This window comes from Candidatus Thiosymbion oneisti (assembly GCF_004359955.1).
GTDB lineage: Bacteria > Pseudomonadota > Gammaproteobacteria > Chromatiales > Chromatiaceae > Thiosymbion > Thiosymbion oneisti.
The window spans coordinates 33,586-52,501 of the sequence record NZ_SMSC01000010.1; the positions used below are offsets into that span (position 1 = coordinate 33,586).

Annotated in this window: 14 protein-coding genes and 1 pseudogene; 12 read left to right on the forward strand and 3 right to left on the reverse strand. The window is 59.2% G+C overall.

Annotated elements, in window-relative coordinates; genetic code table 11:
- The first annotated feature begins 39 nt into the window (after positions 1-39).
- Positions 40-732, forward strand: coding sequence for a hypothetical protein (locus E1958_RS07175; protein WP_133511282.1), 693 nt, complete (start codon positions 40-42; stop codon positions 730-732).
- A gap of 585 nt (positions 733-1,317) precedes the next feature.
- Entirely contained in the window at positions 1,318-1,878 is a 561-nt protein-coding gene (locus tag E1958_RS07180; protein WP_133511283.1) for a hypothetical protein, read from the forward strand.
- A gap of 403 nt (positions 1,879-2,281) precedes the next feature.
- On the opposite strand, the pseudogene tnpA reads toward E1958_RS07180, so the two are convergent.
- Positions 2,282-2,713 (reverse strand): annotated as a pseudogene (gene tnpA / locus E1958_RS07185) (IS200/IS605 family transposase).
- A gap of 233 nt (positions 2,714-2,946) precedes the next feature.
- Here tnpA and E1958_RS21935 point away from each other — a divergent pair.
- Both E1958_RS21935 and yrfG read left to right on the forward strand, forming a co-directional pair.
- Positions 2,947-3,099 carry a DUF2169 domain-containing protein gene (locus E1958_RS21935; protein ID WP_133511352.1) on the forward strand — a complete coding sequence of 51 codons (153 nt, stop codon included), beginning with the start codon at positions 2,947-2,949 and terminating at the stop codon, positions 3,097-3,099.
- 432 nt (positions 3,100-3,531) lie between these two features.
- The gene (yrfG, locus tag E1958_RS07195) at positions 3,532-4,194 is read left to right on the forward strand and encodes a GMP/IMP nucleotidase (protein WP_133511284.1); all 663 of its coding nucleotides are present in this window, start codon (positions 3,532-3,534) and stop codon (positions 4,192-4,194) included.
- Positions 4,195-4,231: 37 nt separating this feature from the next.
- Here yrfG and E1958_RS07200 read toward each other — a convergent pair whose 3' ends face one another.
- Positions 4,232-5,167, reverse strand: coding sequence for a phosphoribosylaminoimidazolesuccinocarboxamide synthase (locus E1958_RS07200; RefSeq protein WP_133511285.1), 936 nt, complete (start codon positions 5,165-5,167; stop codon positions 4,232-4,234).
- A gap of 132 nt (positions 5,168-5,299) precedes the next feature.
- Here E1958_RS07200 and E1958_RS07205 point away from each other — a divergent pair, with 132 nt between their 5' ends.
- From E1958_RS07205 to mltB, 3 genes are all read left to right on the forward strand, one after another.
- A complete protein-coding gene (locus E1958_RS07205) occupies positions 5,300-5,746 on the forward strand; it encodes a hypothetical protein (RefSeq protein WP_133511286.1) in 447 nt (148 codons plus the stop codon).
- 125 nt (positions 5,747-5,871) lie between these two features.
- Positions 5,872-6,261, forward strand: a complete 390-nt coding sequence (locus tag E1958_RS07210) for a RidA family protein (protein WP_133511287.1) — start codon at positions 5,872-5,874, stop codon at positions 6,259-6,261.
- A 118-nt stretch (positions 6,262-6,379) separates the two neighbouring features.
- Positions 6,380-7,582: a lytic murein transglycosylase B gene (gene mltB / locus E1958_RS07215; protein ID WP_133511288.1), complete on the forward strand. Its 1,203-nt coding sequence runs from the start codon at positions 6,380-6,382 to the stop codon at positions 7,580-7,582.
- A 401-nt stretch (positions 7,583-7,983) separates the two neighbouring features.
- On the opposite strand, the gene E1958_RS07220 is transcribed toward mltB, so the two are convergent.
- On the reverse strand, positions 7,984-8,544 hold the full coding sequence (locus E1958_RS07220) for a hypothetical protein (protein ID WP_133511289.1): 561 nt from the start codon (positions 8,542-8,544) through the stop codon (positions 7,984-7,986).
- 342 nt (positions 8,545-8,886) lie between these two features.
- Between E1958_RS07220 and E1958_RS07225 the strand changes: the two genes are divergently transcribed.
- The 5 genes from E1958_RS07225 to E1958_RS07245 all read left to right on the forward strand — a co-directional run bounded on the left by E1958_RS07225 (position 8,887) and on the right by E1958_RS07245 (position 18,475).
- Positions 8,887-11,556, forward strand: coding sequence for a replicative DNA helicase (locus tag E1958_RS07225; RefSeq protein ID WP_165742272.1), 2,670 nt, complete (start codon positions 8,887-8,889; stop codon positions 11,554-11,556).
- Between the two features lie 531 nt (positions 11,557-12,087).
- Positions 12,088-16,047, forward strand: coding sequence for a YhdP family protein (locus tag E1958_RS07230; RefSeq protein WP_133511290.1), 3,960 nt, complete (start codon positions 12,088-12,090; stop codon positions 16,045-16,047).
- 739 nt (positions 16,048-16,786) lie between these two features.
- Entirely contained in the window at positions 16,787-17,236 is a 450-nt protein-coding gene (gspG, locus tag E1958_RS07235) for a type II secretion system major pseudopilin GspG (RefSeq protein ID WP_133511291.1), read from the forward strand.
- Positions 17,237-17,522: 286 nt separating this feature from the next.
- Positions 17,523-17,993 (forward strand): GspH/FimT family pseudopilin, encoded by a 471-nt coding sequence (locus tag E1958_RS07240; RefSeq protein ID WP_133511292.1) that lies wholly within the window; start codon positions 17,523-17,525, stop codon positions 17,991-17,993.
- Complete coding sequence (locus E1958_RS07245; RefSeq protein ID WP_133511293.1) at positions 17,948-18,475, forward strand: type IV pilus modification PilV family protein; 528 nt, start codon at positions 17,948-17,950, stop codon at positions 18,473-18,475. Before E1958_RS07240 ends, E1958_RS07245 begins: the two co-directional genes overlap by 46 nt.
- Positions 18,476-18,916: the final 441 nt, after the last annotated feature.

The window sequence follows — 18,916 nt, forward strand, 5'->3', positions numbered from 1 at the left end:
TAAGCCTCACCACATAGGTAAGAATTTGAGCGAATTGGTATGAACACAACAACGAACTTCGGGGAATGGATTCTCGGATATGATGCTCGGGTTTCGGGAAGGAAAATAGATGATCGGTTGAAAAGTAACTTTTTATACCGGTTGGATGGTGCGGAAGTTTATTCGATTGATCCGATGATTTGGCCTTCCGTATTCGATGCGTGTCATCTGTCTAAACCCTCGTATACTGGTTTCTGGCCGGATCTGTGGGACAATTTAGACGCGCTCACGAAATATCTGAGCCCCATAAAAGCGCTGCAAAAAATTCCATTTTGCATTATTGGGGTAGAGTTGTTGTACGATATTTGCACGATCGAGGAAAAAAGAGAGTGGGATGCGTTATTAGGAGGTTGCGCGTCGGCAGGCATACAAAAAACGTTGAAAGATAACGTATCGCTTGCCAGCCCTTGTGTTCGGGAGGAGAATTGGTCGTTTCTGGGTTACGACATAGCAGACCGATATGGTCTTAGTGGGCTTACCAATTGTGGATTTGATCCAAACATCGAGAATGTTGGTGAATTGCGTCTCCGATGGGCGGTCCATTTAAACGAGCATCACCTGTTTGATGATATTGATCGTGCGGTTGAGTTCAAAGACTGGTCGAATATACGTGTTCGAGAACACGCCCCTTTTTTTGTTTATGGAATTTGGTTAATCAGTGCCAAAACAGATATTGCGGTGGCCGATTACTAAATGGTACCTGAATGGCAATCCTCTTTTGTTGCTGAAATGACTAGTGAATACACTCATGTTCGTAAGCGACTCAGTGAAAGAGGGATAAGCACATTCCTGCAGTCACCAGTCCAACTAATAGTGGCCCTTGAGTGGCCCCAATCGCCATACCAAGGTAACAGCTTCTGGTTGACCCATTGGGAGGAGGACTGGTATATCAGCACATGGACCAATCGAGTTTATCATGTCATCCAAACTGAAAACCTAGAAGATATCTGTTATGATTTATTGCTTTCTTCGCCAACGGCAATGTATTCCATACCGGATGACATCCTTACTCGTTATGCGTTAACCGAGCTGTCAGATGCGGAAGTAGAGGCATTGGTTGCAGCTCGGCATAATAAAAGGACACCCACTCGATAATATGGAGTAAAAGCGGAACAAAATTACCGCTTTAGCTCGTGATCCAAGGGCGTACTATTCGGTAACCGTTCAGCCCCCTCTTTGGTTTTGCCATCCACTGTTCCCATCCTGGGTGCCTGGGTTCCGGCGTCCCAGCCGGAATGACGGGGTGGGGCTGAACGGTTATAGTGAGGTGACGTTCTTATGTGCAAACTAAAAATAGAGCTTTTAAAAGAGATTGTTAATCTTGATGCGTATGCACAATCTCGTCATTTCATTGGCTATAGCGAATCCGTTCCTTTTGGGAAGTGGAGAGATATTGCCGTGGAAATTTTTCTTGATTTCATTAGGCCCCGGCTGGATACGTGTTTTTTGATTTGTTCTGTGACCCCATGTGTCATAAGAGAGAAAAGATTTTCACGCCGAGAGAAAGAGGTTATGTCGAAACTCGAGCAGAAAGGATGGATCGAGTTTGATAAAGAAGAGGAGGACCTGGAGACCAAGTTCAATGTATTTCCGCTGCGGAAAGAAGATCCTGATATGATTAGTCAGCTTTGTGAATTGGTTTTGGATGGGAAGATTTACGGCCATGTGTTTTTTCTCTGGGAGGAAGAAAGGCTCGTAATTTATCCACATGATGATTTTGGCTTTGGTGTTTTGGCGCCGATTAACACCAGGGGAGAGATTCTTGGACTGGAATTTCTGAATGAGTTTAGGGAAAGTGGCCTATTTGATGTGGATATAAGAAGAACTAATCGTAGTTGATTGGAAGCCGCCCTTCCTGGGCCTAAAAAACCGTCTCCGAGCATTTCCCCCTACCCGCGTTGGTCCCCACAACACCCCTTCTCGCCTTGCACGACCCTTAGCGGTGCTTTATAATCAAGACTTCAAATGAGCAGATTGATCTGGGGGATAAAAGGGGGGATAAAAGGACACCCACCTTGTTTTTGCTCTTCACCCCACAGCCGAACAGGGCACATGGTTTAATAGAGTTGTACCCGATGCAGGTCCTTAAAAATCAATCAGTTATATTGGAATATGAGGCCGGTACGGTAGTTAGTAACCATCCCCCGGCAAAGCCGGGGGCTTTCGATTGTGAGCCGCTCAAAGCGGCATTCGGGGGCGCTAACGCGACCCCGACAAGTGACTACCGCCTAAAGGCGGTCAATCAGCTCCATAGATTCAGTTGCTCAAGTCGCCGATCCTCCGCTTCCTGATGCCGGATGTACGCTCGGATTACACCCTCATCACGACCTACCGTCGAGACAAAATATCCCCTCGCCCAAAAGTGTTGGCCAACAAAATTGCGCTTGCGCTCACCCTACACACGCGCCACGTGGATTGCACTTTTCCCCTTGATGTACCCAACCACTTGCGACACCGCATACTTCGGCGGGACTGAAATCAGCATATGAACATGGTCAGGCATCAGGTGCCCCGCTTCGATCTGGCTCTCTCGCTGTCGAGCTAACTCATGGAAAACCTCTCCGAGATGCCGTCGCAATTGCCCGTACAAAGTCTGGCGTCGGCATTTCGGGATGAAAACCACATGATATTTACACTCCCACCTGGAGTGGCTTAAGCTTTTGGCTTCGTCCATCGGGACCTCCTCTCAGTCGTGTGCTTGGCGGCTCACGATTGGAGTGTCCCAGATGGACTCCCGGAAATGTCAAACTTTTACGGTCTCCCCGGCAAAGCCGGGGGATTTCCCGTTTCTGGTTAACCAGGAAACAAAGGGTTAGACACCAAATGATTCTTATAACATACTGATTTTAAAGCATGTTACAAAGGGTACAACTCTAATGAAGATCGGTTTTTCGGTCCGCTCGGCCAATCAAACCGCGCACCGATTTAATCCTCAACGCGGTTACCTACAGCCCGACCGGCCCCCCGGAGCCACGTTGGCAATGCGGTGTCGGCGTCGCCAGCCACGACAGCAAAACCCTGTTCCACAAATGCCTGCAAGTCACCGGCGAGCGCTTCTGACACCGCACCCTCTGGCGCCGGCGGCTCTCGGACCCCAAAGTGTGCACCCAGATGCCGATCCGGTATGAGCCCGTAGGTCGGGTCAGGCCAGGCCCCGTCCCGACGCAGGAGGGAGCCTGGCCACCACCCGCCGAAGGTGGCTGGCATACGGCGGATGGCGCAAGCTTATCCGCCCTACGCGGCTGGTAATGGTAAATTTTTAAATGGTTAGCGTAGAGCGGTTCATTATGCCCCGTTGCTTGATTTGATCCCCTCTCTCCGGCCCCCTCGCTGCGCTCGGGGCAGGCTCTCTCCCGGCGGAAGAGGGGGTGCTGCGTGTGGCGTGCCCAACCCCCTGCGAGTGGCGATGTTTCCATTTAACCTTTAACCGCTACCAAAGTTCTTTTATGCTCGTTTCGATAATCTTCATCCAATTGGACTTACCTTAACCCGATGATCGATTGGAATGCCGTCGACACTGTCTTCCTGGATATGGACGGCACCCTGCTCGACTTGCACTTCGACAACCATTTCTGGCGCGAGCATGTGCCCCTGCGCTACGCCGCGGCACGTGGATTGCCTCTGGCTAGGGCACGGGCCGAGCTCCTGGGGCGATACCACAATCGGGAAGGTACATTGGCCTGGTACTGCGTCGAGCACTGGAGCCGTGAGCTGGCGCTGGACATCGCACTCCTCAAGCAGGAGGTCGGTCACCTCATTGTCATGCATCCCCAGGTGGTGGATTTTCTGGAAGCGCTGACCGCACTGGGCAAACGGCGGGTACTGGTCACCAACGCCCACCCGAAATCGATCGCCCTCAAGCTGGAGAAGACACCACTGGCCGGCCATTTCGAGCACATCATCTGCTCCCACGATCTGGGGAGCCCCAAAGAAGCGGACGACTTCTGGCCCCGGGTACAAGCCATCGAGCCGTTCGATCGTAAACGTACCCTGTTAATCGACGACAGCCCGCAGGTGCTGGAGACGGCAAAGGACTATGGTTTTCGCTGGCTATTGGCGGTGCTCGCACCGGACTCCAAGGCACCCGTCCGGGAGCCGGGCGGGTTCCCCGCCATCAGGTATTGCGCGGACCTATTGCCGAGTATGGGGACCTGACCGGATCAGGTCTGCTCCCATGAACCGTGTCTTCACTTCACGTCGTGAAAGATTGACGGGCAGGCGATTTTTCAAGGTCCCCTACAGATGTAGTCCGGGTCAGACGCTCCTCGGCCTCCCGGTATTTGGCCGCGGTCTTGTCGATGATGTCCTGAGGCAGCGCCGGGGCGGGGGGGGTCTTGTCCCAGTCCAGGGCCTCGAGGTAGTCGCGGACGAACTGCTTATCGAAGCTGGGGGGGCTGATGCCGGGGCGGTATTGGTCCTGGGGCCAGAAGCGGGAGGAGTCCGGGGTAAGCACTTCGTCGATCAGATACAGGCGGCCGTCGGTGTCGAGGCCGAACTCGAACTTGGTGTCGGCGATGATGATGCCCCGGTCGCGGGCAAATTCGGCGCAGGTCGTATAGATGCGCAGGCTGATGTCCCGGACTTGCTCGGCCAGCTCGCGGCCGATGAGCGCGACCGTGCGGTTGAAGTCGATGTTCTCGTCGTGTTCCCCGACGGTGGCCTTGGTCGAGGGCGTGTAGATGGCCTCCGGCAGCTGGTCCGCCTGGGCGAGTCCCTTTGGCAGGCCGATGCCGCAGATCGCCCCCGTGCGCTGGTAGTCCTTCCAGCCCGAGCCGATGATGTAGCCGCGGACGATGGCCTCCACCGGCAGCGGATCGAGCCGTTTCACTACCAGGGCCCGGTCGCCGAGCAGGACGCGTTCCTTGGGGTTGGTGATGACTTGATCCGGGGTGACGTCGGAGCGGTGATTAGGGACCATATCTCGGGTCTGCTCGAACCAGAAATTGGAGAGGCGGGTGAGCACCTCGCCTTTACCGGGGATAGGTTGGGGCAACACGATGTCAAAGGCGGAGAGACGGTCGCTGGTGACGATCAGCAGCTGGTCCTCATCGACCTGGTAGATGTCGCGTACCTTGCCGCGGTTGAGCAGGGCCAATCCGGAGAGCTTGGATTCGAAGAGTGCCGACATGGATATGGATTCTCCTCTATAAAAGGCCAAATATAGCAATCCGGTGCGCCTTTTGAATAGCGGCCTTGTACTTCCCCCGCCGACCGTGGCCTGGGAGCGGCGGTGTCAGATCAATCATGCTCGGAGTAGCCCATGTACAGCATCGACGGCTTGGAACCGGTCTATCTGCAGGCATTCAGGGGTAGCTTTACCGCCGCCTTGCGTTGGCATCAGCTCGATGCCCTGTGGGACCGGGTGCGCGCGGGTTCGGGAGACGGTTGGTATCTCTATGCGGTGGGGGAGGAGCCGCCCGGTGAACCTGCGGACACCGCCCGCGTCGAGATCTTTGTGACCGAGATGGACAAACTGCTGCGCGAGGAGCACCAGGAGGATTACTGCGGAATCGTCTATGCCGACGACTTGCAGGCGCCCAGCTTTATCAAGATCTATGACCCGAACAATCTCGGGGTTTCCTGTGGCTACAGTGATAATCCACCGCTGCCCGGCTGGATCATGAGCCGGATTCCCCCCATCAACCTGCCGACGACCCAGGTGATCACCAAGGGTCGCAAACGCTGGTGGCGACAGCTCTTTTCCTGAGCATCCGGCCCGAGTCTCGATGCTTTCCGATTCGACGCGCCAGCATCCATTGACCTGTCATGGCCCATTGCCTATGGTGCGACTTGGGGATTTCCTGTTTTTCCGCAGGCAGCGAGCAACCGATCATGAATAAGCGAATTATCGACACCGACCGCGCCCCGCGGGCCATCGGGACCTATTCCCAGGCCGTGCGGGTGGGCGAGACGCTCTATCTCTCGGGTCAGATTCCCTTGGTCCCCGAGACCATGGAGCTGGTGCAAGGCGATGTCCAGGCACAGATCCGCCGGGTTTTCGACAACCTGGAGGCGGTGGCCGTTGCCGCCGGGGGTAGTCTGGCGGATCTGGTCAAGCTCACGGTCTTTCTGACGGATCCGGAAGACTTTTCCTTGGTCAACCGGATCATGGCCGAGTATTTCAGCGAGCCCTATCCGGCACGGGCAGTGATCGGTGTCAGCGCCTTACCCAAGGGGGCAGCGGTGGAGATGGACACGGTCATGGTGCTCACGGGGCCGTAGAGGGAAAAACCACAAGATACAGAGGGACGCAAAGAGGGTAAGGGATCGATTCCCTGCGTCCTCGGCGGTTCGATTATCGGGTTACGTCAATCTGGGGTATGGTCAGGAGGGGGATACAATGCGAATCTTTTTTTTCCTTGCCTGGGCACTGGTTGTGACCTTGGTTGCTGCCTGCGGCTCCAGCCCTGAAAAGGCCGCGGATGCGTCGCCTCAGCAGGTGCGAACGAGTCGTGTGTGGGTCGCCCCACCTGAGATTCGGCAGGCTAAGTCGGTCTCTTATGGCGGGAAAGTTGGCGTTCCGAGCTCCGGTCGAGCATTCAGGCAGGGTCCTGCCGAGCGGTCGTCCGGTCTCTCCGGCGATTACGCGGGCTATCCTGCCGCGGCGCGGTTGATCGACAAACTGGTGCGGGAGGAGGGCTTCAGACGGGCCGATCTGGAACGGGTCCTCTCGTGGGTCGAGCGGCAGCAGTGGATTCTCGATTTGGTCAATCGCCCCAGGGGCAAGCGGTCCCAGGGACCGACCGGGGCCTGGACCCGTTATCGCGCCAAGTTCCTCACCCGGGACAATATCTCGAAAGGTATCGGCTTTTGGCGCCGCTACGACAAGGTGCTCCGGCGTGCCCAGGCCCAGTACGGCGTGCCACCCGAGTATGTGGTCGCCATCATCGGTGTCGAGACCCGTTACGGCGGCTATCTGGGAAAACACCGGGTGATCGATGCCCTGGCGACCCTGGCCTTCGACTATCCGCGCCGCTCCAAGTTCTTCACGGGCGAGCTCGAGTCCTTTCTGATCATGGCCCGCGACGAGGGCTTGGATCCCTTCGGACCCAAGGGCTCCTACGCCGGTGCCATGGGGCTGTGCCAGTTCATGCCCTCGAGCTTTCGCAGGTGGGCGGTGGACTTCAACGGCAATGGTAAGCGTGATCTGTGGAATCCGGTAGATGCCATCGGCAGCGTCGCCAACTACTTCGCGTCCCACGGGTGGCGCAAGGGGGAGCCCGTGGCGGTTCGCACGTCCGCGAGCGGTGCGGGTGTGGGGGCGATGAAGACGGGCTTCGATAGCACCTATAGCCTCGCGGCCTTGCGTCGGAACGGAATCGCCGTGACTGCCGGGCTCGACGGCAAGGAGCGGGTCAGCCTGATCAAGTTGGATGCCGCCGGCGGTTACGAATACTGGCTCGGGCTGGAGAACTTCTACGTGATTACGCGCTACAACCACAGCAGCTACTATGCCATGGCGGTGTACCAGTTGGCGCGCGCGTTGCGATCACGGCGGGGTCCCGGCGGACCTGCCTTGGCCTGGGTTGGGGTATCCGGCTAGGATCCCTAGTACCCCATTTCTGCATATTTTGCATATAGCCTGTAGGGTGGGCTGTGCCCACCACTCCCGCGCTTAGCTGGTGGGCGCAGCCCACCCTACGGGTCAGAGAACGTAAAATAGGGTGAAACTACGGACTAGGGGGTGTTCTCAATTGACAAACGGGTAGTGGTAAATTCATAAGTGTTAACGTAGATAGATTCATCTTTTTGATTCCCTCTCCCCAACCCTCTCCCGGAAGGAGAGGGGGTATAGCGGCCAGTGCCATTGGTCATGTTACAACTTAGATATTAACCACTACCAGTGAAGGTATGTCCATCCTTCCTTCTAATTAAAACTTTTCCGGTATTTTCAGCTTGCTCAAGGACAATCGCAAGTTTTTGCCGAGCTTCTGAATATGTCCTTTAATTTTCAGGCATTGGCATCGGTTCAATTGGGTCGGAGAATTTTGGCGTACGCGGGCCAAGTTCCAGGGCACAGGAGACTTGAGCAAGGAGCAATGCATTACGTCGCTCTGGAGGTGGCTTGGTAGTGTCAAGAGCTAATGCCAGGTTTGTCCGGATTTGTTCGTCCAAGACGACGCGATACGCTGCCGCTTCCCCACCATCCAAACCGCCCCCTCGAAGCTTCTGGCTGGCCATATTCGTGGCTCCGCCATATGCGCTCAGCACGGCAACCCAGATGGCGTTTGCTGGAACCGAAACAAGGGCAGCTCCAGCGACACCGGCTACTAGCCCGGATATTGAGATGCCGAGTTCCCATCGCTCTCCGAGTAGCGCGCGATCATCGTAATATCCGAGCATCGGACTACAAACCTGCGCAGTACGTATAAAATCCGGTCCCAAAGGGTCATCTGTCGATACCAGTCGGGAAATCACCTCCTCTCTGGGAGGAGGTTTAGCGCAACCGACAAGGAAAACAACGACAATAACTAAAATGAGTAACTGTTTGACACTCGAATGCATTTCGATCTCCTTCTAGGTTTCTCAGTGGAAAGCAAGCCGAGGTAGATAGTATTATTATACTATTCTTATATCATTTTTTGGTAGTGGTTAAATTTAAAGTGGTAGAGTTGTGCGACCTAACGATTCGACCCCCACTGCTTTTGCCATCCTTGGCCCTGGATTCCGGCAATCCCTGCCGGAATGACGGGGTAGGGGCCGGCAGACTTCATCACTTAAAATTTATCCACTACCCGATTTCTTTCTCTGTGTCCTCTGTGGTTCGAAATGACTTTTGCGACACCCTCCGGAGTCCGTAAAGGGCCTTCCTTCCGTAAGTTGAATCTCAGCGCCGCAGTGTAGGCCATGTCAGAGCCGGACGTCTCCGCTTTTCCTGAAGCGACCGCCTATCCCGAGGAGACCGCCTATGGGGCCGAGAACCTGCGGGTGCCGCCCCACTCCATTCAGGCGGAGCAGTCCCTCCTCGGCGGCTTGATGCTGGATAACGAGACCTGGGACAAGATCGCGGACAAGGTGGCGGCGGGTGACTTCTACCGCCGTGAGCACCGCTTGGTCTTCGAGGCGATCAGCCGTCTGGTAGAGGCCGATCAGCCCTTCGATGTGGTGACCCTGGCGGAGACCCTGGAGCGCACCGGAAATCTCGAGGATACCGGCGGCCTTCCTTACTTGGGCTCCCTAGCCAAGGACACCCCGAGCGCGGCCAATGCGGAGGCCTATGCCAAGATCGTGCGCTTCAACTCGGTGCTGCGGCAGCTCATTCACGCGGGCACGGAGATCGCCGATCTGGCCTACAAGCCGGGGGATCGCAAGGACAATGAGATCCTCGACGAAGCGGAGCGGCGGGTGTTCGAAATCGCCGAGCAGCTGGCGCGCGGGGGTGGTTTCAAGGAGCTCAAGTCGCTCCTGGTCACGGCCATCGATCGTATCGATCGGCTCTACAACAGCGATGAGCGGATTACGGGGCTGGCAACCGGGTTCCCGGATTTCGATGAAATGACCTCGGGGCTCCAGAACTCGGATTTGATTATCGTGGCGGGCCGGCCTTCGATGGGGAAGACCAGCTTCGCGATGAATATCGCGGAGAATGTATCGGTAGAGACGCAGCGCCCGGTGGCCGTGTTCAGCATGGAGATGCCGGGGGAGGCGTTGGCTATGCGCATGATGTCGTCGCTGGGCCGGATCGATCAGCACCGGGTGCGGACAGGCAAGCTGGAGGAAGACGAATGGCCGCGCCTGACCTCGTCCGTGAACATCCTGTCCAAGACCCAGCTGTTCATCGACGATACGCCGGCCCTGTCGCCGACCGAGGTACGCGCCCGTGCCCGCCGCTTGAAGCGTGAGCATAACGACCTGGCGCTGATCGTCATCGACTACCTGCAGCTGATGCAGGCCCCCGAGGCGCGCGAGAATCGGGTGGCAGAGATCTCGGCCATCTCGCGGTCGTTGAAATCCCTGGCCAAGGAGCTGGACATCCCGGTGATCGCCCTGTCCCAGCTCAACCGCAGCCTGGAGCAGCGACCCAACAAGCGGCCCATCATGTCGGACCTGCGGGAATGCGTAAGCGGCGCGACCCGCGTCGTGCTGAAAGACGGTCGCAGGCGGCCGATTCGGGATCTGGTCGGCACCCAGGTGGAAGTGTGGGCGGTCGATGACAACGGCAAGCTGGTGTCGGCCCGTTCCGACCGCATCTGGGCCGTGGGCAACAAGCCCGTATACCTGCTCACGCTAGCCAGCGGCCGGGTGCTGCGGGCAACCGCTGAGCATCGTTTGCGTACCGCTGAGCGCTGGCGCACGGTCGAGCAACTGCGTCCCGGCGATCGACTGGCCCTGGCGCGGAAGCTGCCGGAACCCCCATCCGCGCAAATATGGCCCGCGCAGCAGCTGATCCTGCTGGCCCATCTGATCGGCGACGGTAGTTACGTCACAGGCCAACCACTGCGCTATACCACCGCGTCAGAGGTCAACAGCCGCATAGTCACCGCATGTGCCCGCTCGTTCGGGGTGCGGATCACCCGCCACGCAGGACGCGGTGCCTGGCATCAGCTGATCTTCAGCGGCAACGGCAATCGCTGGCACCCCAAGGGTATCAATCGCTGGCTACGGGAGCTCGGCATCTTCGGCCAGCGCTCCCATGAAAAGCACATCCCTGATGCCCTGTTCCGTGCGAATAACGCGCAGCTGGCCTTGTTTCTGCGCCATCTCTGGGCCACCGACGGGACCAAACCGGGACAACGGGGCGGCCATGGGGTCCATCTGAGCACCAATAGCCGCACGCTGGCCGAAGATGTGGCCGCGTTGCTGTTACGGCTGGGTATCGTGGCCCGGATCCGGTCGGTCACCAGCTCCCGCTACCGCACTACCTATATGGTCTGGATCAGTGGCCTAGAGCATCAGACCCGCTTCCTGGCTGCGGTGGGTGCATTTGGTCCCCGGCGGGCACAGGCGAAACAATTGGCGCGGGCGCTGGCGGGTGTCCGGCCCAATCCCAACGTGGATACACTGCCGCGGGAGCTGTTCGGACGGGTGCGTGAGGTTATGCACAACCAGGGGATTACCCAGCGACGCATGGCTGCCCTGCGTGGCACTGCCTACGGAGGAACATCACATTTCCGTTTTTCTCCTTCGCGGAAGACCCTGTCCCATTATGCCGAGCTGCTCGATGACGATGATCTGCGCCGACACGCCACAAGCGATCTCTTCTGGGATACCCTGGTGTCGATCGAGCCGGCGGGGACGGAGGAAGTCTACGATCTCACGGTGCCCGGTCCCGCTTCCTGGCTGGCGGACGGAATCGTCAGTCACAACTCGGGGGCGATTGAACAGGATGCAGATCTGATTGCATTTATCTACCGGGATGAGGTCTACAACGAGGACAGCCCCGACAAAGGCACCGCCGAGATTATCATTGCCAAACAGCGCAATGGCCCTATCGGGACCATCCGGCTCACCTTCCTCGGCAAATACACCAAGTTCGAGAACTACATCGCCGATGTCTACCAAGATCAGGGTTATTGAGCCTAGTACCTAGTTTCATGTGATATTGCAAATTCATAGCATTGAAAGTGAGGAAGCTCGCATCAAGCTCAAGCGACTCGACCTGCAATATCAAGCGAAATGAGGTACTAGGGCGTGTTGACATCCAGTACCCCATTTCGCCTTATTTTGCGCTCTCAGAGCCCCCCAAACACGCCAAGGCAAGGCACAGCGCGCAGGGAATAGCTTACTCTCTTGCCAAGCGTTGAAAATGCTCCAGGTAGTGGTAAATTTTTAAGTGGTTACCTTAGAGCGGTTCATTTAACCCCGCCCCAATTCCTTTATTTAATCCCCTCTCCCCGGCCCCCTCGCTACGCTCGGGGCAGACTCTCTCCCGGGGGGAGAGGGGCGAAGCTCGTAGGTTGGGCAAAGCCGGTAGGATGTGGTGAGCCGCCGGGCGCGGGACGCGCCCGGCGGCGAACCGCATCTTTGGACGGCGGCGTGCCCAACAAATCATTTAAATATTAACCACTACCCTACCCCTTTTCCCACTGCGCGCCGACCACTTCCTGCATGCCCTACTGGTTCAAATCCGTCACCTCCCGGACCATCCGCTTTAGTCTGATCGGGATATTCGCAGTCGGTCTGCTGATCGGGGCGATCCGTCTCGCCTTGCCGTTTGCGGATCTGTTCCGATCCGAGCTGGAGGGTATGCTGGCGGAGTTCCTTGGTATGGAGGTCCAGGTCGGGCGCCTGGAAGTACGCCTGGCAGGCCTGGCTCCGCGGCTCAGGCTCCGGGACACCGTGCTTCTGGACCCTAGGAGTGGCCGCCCTCGGCTCAGCCTCCCGCAGCTGTGGGTCGATCTGGATCCCATTGCCAGCCTAGGCGCGCTGGCCCCCCGCATCGAGTCCGTTACCCTGGTCGGCGCCCGACTGGTGGTCCGGCGACTGCCCACCGGCACCATTGTGGTCACCGGGCTGGAGGACCTGACGGACAATGACCCGGAGGCAATGGACTTCTTCTTAGGTCACGGCCGCTTCCAGCTGGTGGACAGCGACCTTTCCTGGATCGACGAGCAGCTTGGGGCGCCGCCGCTGCGTCTGTCCGAGGTCCAGGTGCATCTCCAGAACCAGGGGGAGCGACACCGAATCGATATCCGCGCCCGGCAGCTCGACGACCGGCAGAGCCGACTGCGCCTGGTAGGGGACCTGCGCGGCGAGCCCCGGCGGCCAGCGGACTGGAGCGGCGCGCTCTACCTCCAATGGCAGGGCAGTGACTTGGGCCAGGTCCTTGCAGGATGGCTCCCCGCGGGTCTGCGTTTGGAGAGCGACAGGGTGGAGCTCGAGAGCTGGAACCGGCTGGAGGCTGGGCTCCTCAGCCAATCCCTGAGCCGCATCAGGACCGTGGGACTGGATGTATGGACTGAGTCCGGGGAAGCCGACATCCCCCCGTTGCGCTTGGATCGCGTGGAGGGGCTTCTACGCTGGCGGCGGGTCGGTACGGGTTGGCGGCTCGCGATAAAGGATCTGGCGCTGCTCCGTGACCGGACCCGGCTCCCGGTCTCGGATCTGGGGCTCCGCTTCGCCGCAGGTGACGACGGGGGCTGGACGATCACGGGGGGGAACCGATTTCTCGACCTGACCGCCGCCCGGGATCTGCTCACACCGCTGTCGCGGTTTCTGCCTGGAGCGATTGACCGATTCGACGCAATCCGCCCCGGCGGGGGGCTTCACGACCTGCGGTTTCGCTTTGTGCACCGCCCGGAGTTGCCCCCGCGCTGGGCCGCCTCCGCCCGCGTGGAGGACTTGAGCCTCGACGCCCATGGGCATTCCCCTGGTGTCCGGGGCCTCACCACCGAGCTGGCCGCGAACGAGCGCGCGGGTCGGCTGGTCTTCTCCGGCGCCGACCTGAGCCTGGATCTGCCCCGTCTGTTCCCGCATCCGCTCAGGTTCGACACGGCGGCCGGGGAGGTCCGCTGGCAGCGGGAAAGCGATGGTGCGCTGCGGCTCAGCGCCCGAGAGATCACCGCCGACAACGCCGATCTGGCTACCCGTTCCCGTTTCTCCATTAGGCTGCCTGCGGACGGTGGGGGTCCTTTCCTCGACCTCCACACAGAATTCCGCGCTCTGGCGTTTGCCAAGGTCCCCGACTATCTCCCGTCGAATATACTCAGGGAAGAACTGACCGACTGGCTCGAACACGCCTTTGTGGGCGGCAGTATCCCCCACGGCGCCCTCCTGTTCCGCGGTGCCGTCGCAGATTTTCCATTCGATGCCCGCCAGGGCCGTTTCCGGGCCCTGTTCGCCGTCCGGGATTGCACCCTGAATTTCCATCGCGACTGGCCCCCGCTCACAGGGCTGGTTGGCGAAGTGCACTTCGAGGACCGCGGGATGCGGATTTCCCTCTCGGAAGGGCAGTTTCTGGACAGCGATCTCATAAAGGTCTCCGCCCACATACCCGATCTGGACCGGGCCGTTGCCGTGGAGGTTCAGGGTCGGGCGCAGGGCCCATTCGCCGACCACCTGCGGATACTCGGCGAGACGCCTCTGCGCAAGCGGCTCGGGGGCCTCGCACAGGTCTTCAAACCGGCAGGCAAGGCGCGTCTGGATCTGGATCTGGCTATCCCCCTGCGTGAGGGGCACCCAGACCCCCTGCGACTCGCCGGCGAGCTCAGCTGGCCTGGACCTGCGGCCCTTGCAATCCCGGACCAGGCCGTCGAGCTCACCGAGCTCGCCGGCAAGCTGCGCTTCACCGATCGTGACCTTCAGGCGCAGTCCATCGAGGCCAAGCTGTGGGGAGTGCCGGTACGCTTGGGCGTGGCTACCCGCAGGTCCGGGAAGAACGCCGCTGCAACCACCCATATCCGGGTCACGGGCCGCTTTCCGACCGCTGTCCTGGCGCGGCAATTCCCGGCCCAGGCGTGGGAGCTGCTGCAGGGCCGGGCCCGCTTGGCGCTGGATCTCACGCTCACCGGCGCGGACTTGGGCGGGTCCGTGCCCCCGCTGGATTTCGAGCTGACATCCGATCTCGCCGGCCTTGCCCTGGCGTTGCCGGCCCCCCTGGGCAAACCCCCCGCCGGGACTCGGCAACTCCGTCTCGCCGGACGCCTGGCCCCGGAGAAGGCGCTGCGTATTCAGGGTGCCTATGGCGATCTCGGCATCGCGCTGGCATTGGACCGGAACAGCGACGGCAAGCGTCGGTTGGTCCGCGGAGCCTTTAATCTGGGCGGCCCCGCATTACCGCTTCCCGAGCGCGAGGGGGTTCACCTGGGCGGGTCCGTCGCCGCTCTGGACCTGCGGCCATGGCTCGACTGGTGGGCAGACCAGGAACGACCCGCCACCGGTGATCCGGGAAGGAGCCCCGCACTGCACTCGGCACGGGTGCGCGTTGGGAGCCTGCGGTTGCCCGCCACGGCTCTCAACGAGGTTCGCTTCGAGCTCGAGGACCAGGGCCGTGGCTGGGCGGTGCAGCTCAACGCCCGGGAGCTGGAAGGTAAGATTACTGTTCCCCGGCGTTCCCGCGGCGGACCCATCCGGGTTCGGTTCGCGCGGTTGGACCTGAAGGGCCTGTTCGATCAGGAACCCAAAGACGGCAAAGTCTCTGCCGACAAGCCCCACCCGGATCCGCGCCAAGCCCGGGCGCTGGATCTGGGCATCGAACGACTGCTGTGGGGGAACAATCCCCTGGGGCGGGTGACCCTGCGCTCACAAATGGAACCGGGTGGCCTGGAATTCACCCAGGTCTCCCTCACCGGACCGGTCATAGCGATCAAGGGGCGGGGCAGTTGGCGCTGGAAGGACGCGGGACCTCGCTCCAACCTTTCCCTTACCGTACAAAGCCGCGATCTGGGCGAGTTCCTGCGCAGCCTCGAGTTCAAGAGCCTGCTCCACAAGACACCGGCCGAGCTGAATCTGAATCTGGGCTGGCCCGGCGCACCGGACCGATTCTCGGCGGCGGATCTGAAAGGACGCATCCGGTTCGAGCTGGGAGCCGGCAGCCTGTTGGAGGTGGAGCCGGGGGTCGGGCGGGTGCTGGGCATACTCAACCTCGATGCCCTGCGGCGGCGCTTGTCCCTGGACTTTAATGACCTATTCGGCCCCGGCTACGCATTTGAAAAGATCTCCGGACGGTTCCACATCGAGCAGGGATCGGCCACCACACGGGAGCTGCTCATCGAGGGACCCTCCGCCGACGTCAGCATTGCCGGGAGTACGGATTTGGTCGAGCGGGAGTTGGACCAGATCGTGACCGTTACGCCGCACATCGGTACCGGCGCGGCCATCGCCGGCGCCGTGGCGGGGGGCCCCTTAGTCGGAGCGGCCGTCTTCCTGGTCGATCAGGTGTCCGACGGGGCGGTCGACAGGCTGGGCCGCCACCAGTATCACCTTAGCGGACCTTGGGCCGAGCCCGAGATCCGGCGCGGCGGACAATCGAGTGAGGCGCCGGAGGCGGCGCCGGTCAGGGCACCGAAGCACGCCTCCCCTGCGTCTCAAGACGACGAAGACGAAAATCTGTTTCTGGGAGGGGATTGACCGATACAGCCACGGGTAGTGGCAACTGCCGGCGTAGGATGGGCAAAGCAAGCGCCCGGCAAGCGGATACTAAGAGGCTGTCTAGAAACTAATGCACTGATTTTATTGGTTTTCAGTTGGAAAACTGTAGCTTTCGGTCGTTTCGTACCAAACCATCGATTCTCTTTCTGTTCCTTAAGCCCCTTATTTTTTGCCGCAAATGAACGCAAATCGACGCAAATTTAAGCCGTGATCTTCATTTGCGTTCATTCGCGTTCATTTGCGGCTGAATTCTCCGGCGGGAAGTTAAGACCAAGGCACCTTGATTTTTTAGACAGGCTCTAAGGCTTCGGTCATGCCGCGGAGGTTTCCGCACCGCGGCTGCTTGTGAGGATGCACCAAGCGAAGCGTGCCCATCGATCCGTAATCGGGAATGACAGATGCGGATGTTGGGCCCGCCGCCGTCCAAAGATGCGGTTCGTGCGTGAAAAGCATGCACCGGTCGGCAAGCTCAAAACCACCGCACTCACCGCATCCTACGGGCTTTGTCCAACCTACGAACTAAGAATCACGCAAATCGGCGCGAGTCGATCCGCGAAGACAGGAAGTGGTTTTACCATGAAATTTTTTGTGAAACGTGATACTAGTAGGTCATTTCATCTTCCGGCTCGGTTCGCCCTATTTTGTCCCTCGCAACGCGCAATCGATAGATAGTGGATAGAATATGGAGCTAGCCATACCCTCGAAAAGGATTCATATCATGCAACCGCAACGTGTCAGACGATTTCGCCGCGCTTTGGCCCTGTCCCGCGGCTTCACTTTGATCGAGCTGCTGGTGGTCCTCGCCATACTCGGTCTGCTCGTAGGTCTCGTAGGGCCACGGGTAATGAGCACCCTTGGTGGCTCCAAGACAAAGGCCGCGGGTATTCAAATAGCCGGACTGGGTTCCACCCTGGAGATTTACTACATCGACGTCGGCCGCTATCCCACAACGGCAGAGGGCTTGCAGGCCCTGGTGGAGAATCCCGGCGATGTCGCTAACTGGAACGGCCCTTATCTGGAGAAATCACAGGTCCCAAAGGACCCTTGGGGGTCCGAATACCAATATCGCTCACCCGGTGAGCACGGCTCCTTCGACCTCTGGTCTCTCGGTGCGGACAACCGGGAAGGGGGCGAAGGGGAAAACCAGGATGTATACAGTTGGAAATAGGAACGTGCCTGAGGTATCCCCACATTATTGCAATCTAAAACAATAAGTTATGGGACTAATGAGCTGCCACGATGCCCTGATGGCTCGTTCCCACGCTCCAGCGTGGGAATGCCGTTGTGGCCGCTCCAGCGGCCGAGATCCCTCGCTCCGCTCGGGACTAGGTTTCATGACGCTGGAGCCTCAAGATCCCTCCTCCGTCGGGACAAGCTTGCTTCCACGCTGGAGCGTGGGAGCCAGAGGCTGATTTGTGGGGACACCTCAGGGAGCGTGCGGGATCCGATACGGCATGTGTGATCCCGGATTTACTAACCGTTCCTCCGGTTTCACCCTGCTGGAGCTGATAGTTGTTCTGGCCATCGCCGCGCTCGTCCTGACCATTACCCCGCCTTTGTTTACCGCCGCGGTGCCCGGGGTCGAACTCAAGGCATCCGCCCGTCGGGTCATGGCGGGTCTGCGCCTGGCCCGGGAGCTGGCGATCCGCAGCGGCCGTGACATCGCCTTCACCCTCGACGTAGAGGCGCGGACCTTCGAGGTCGGCGATGAGTTTCGCAACGGCAAGCTTGGGGAAGACCTGGAGCTGAAGCTGGAAGCGGCGGAAACGGAGCAACTCGGCGAGCACCGGGGAGCGGTCCGCTTCTTTCCGGACGGCAGCTCCACCGGCGGGCGCATCATCCTGGCCCGGGCAGATAGGGGTTATCAGGTGGGGGTCCAATGGCTGACCGGTCGCGTCCTCATGGCCTCCTGGCAGGCCGAGTGACAGGCCGCCCGCGTTCGTCATCGCGGCCTGCTTGCGGCGGCCGTGCCCAAGGCGGCTTCTCGCTGCTGGAGGTCGTGGTCGCCTTTGCGATCCTCGCGCTCTCCCTGGGGCTGTTGATTCAGATCTTCTCGAGCGCCTTGCGTACCACCGTCCTAAGCGGGGACTATTCCCGCGCCGCCACCCTGGCGCAGGCGCGCCTCAATGCCGTGGGGATCGACATGCCCCTGGAGCCCGGCAGCTACCGCGGCGATGTACAGGACAATCTTTCCTGGCAGGTCTCCATCGCGCCTTACGAATTCGGCGACCCCGCCTGGGAGCTTCCCCTGAACGCCTTCCTGGTTACCTCGGTGGTATCCTGGAACGGGGCGGGTGATAAGCAGCGTCGGGTAAGCCTGACCAGCCTGCGGCTCGCAGAACCCGGTAACACGGGCCTTGGTACCCAGGTAGCCTCTCCCTCAAAATCCGGAAACAAGATCCGTTGACGACTTCGACGCGACCATAGCAGGTCCTTGGTTGCGTAACCTTTCCGTATCGGCACAAACTACGAATCATGCAAATCTGCGCGCATCCATTCGCGCCGATTCGCGTGATTTATCGTTTCTTCTCTTGTTTGTCGACCGGTAACGCTTAACTTAATGGCATTGGGCTGTGACCACTGCTGGTTCAGTAATCTCATGCCAGTGGGCACAACCCACCTTTGTATAATGCTATTTGTTTTATTCATTAATAAATAGGGGGCCAAAGAAATTGGCTTCCGAATAAAAACACAATAACCAGGGATAACCGGGCAAACATAACCATTTGCTCTATATTTATTTATAGTCGCTTGTCCTGCGCGCGCAGTCATCTGCTCGAACCCCCTATGGCGTACCGCCCCACAGTTGGATCGAACCTGCGGTGGCAACCCTGCCTCCGTTTTGAAA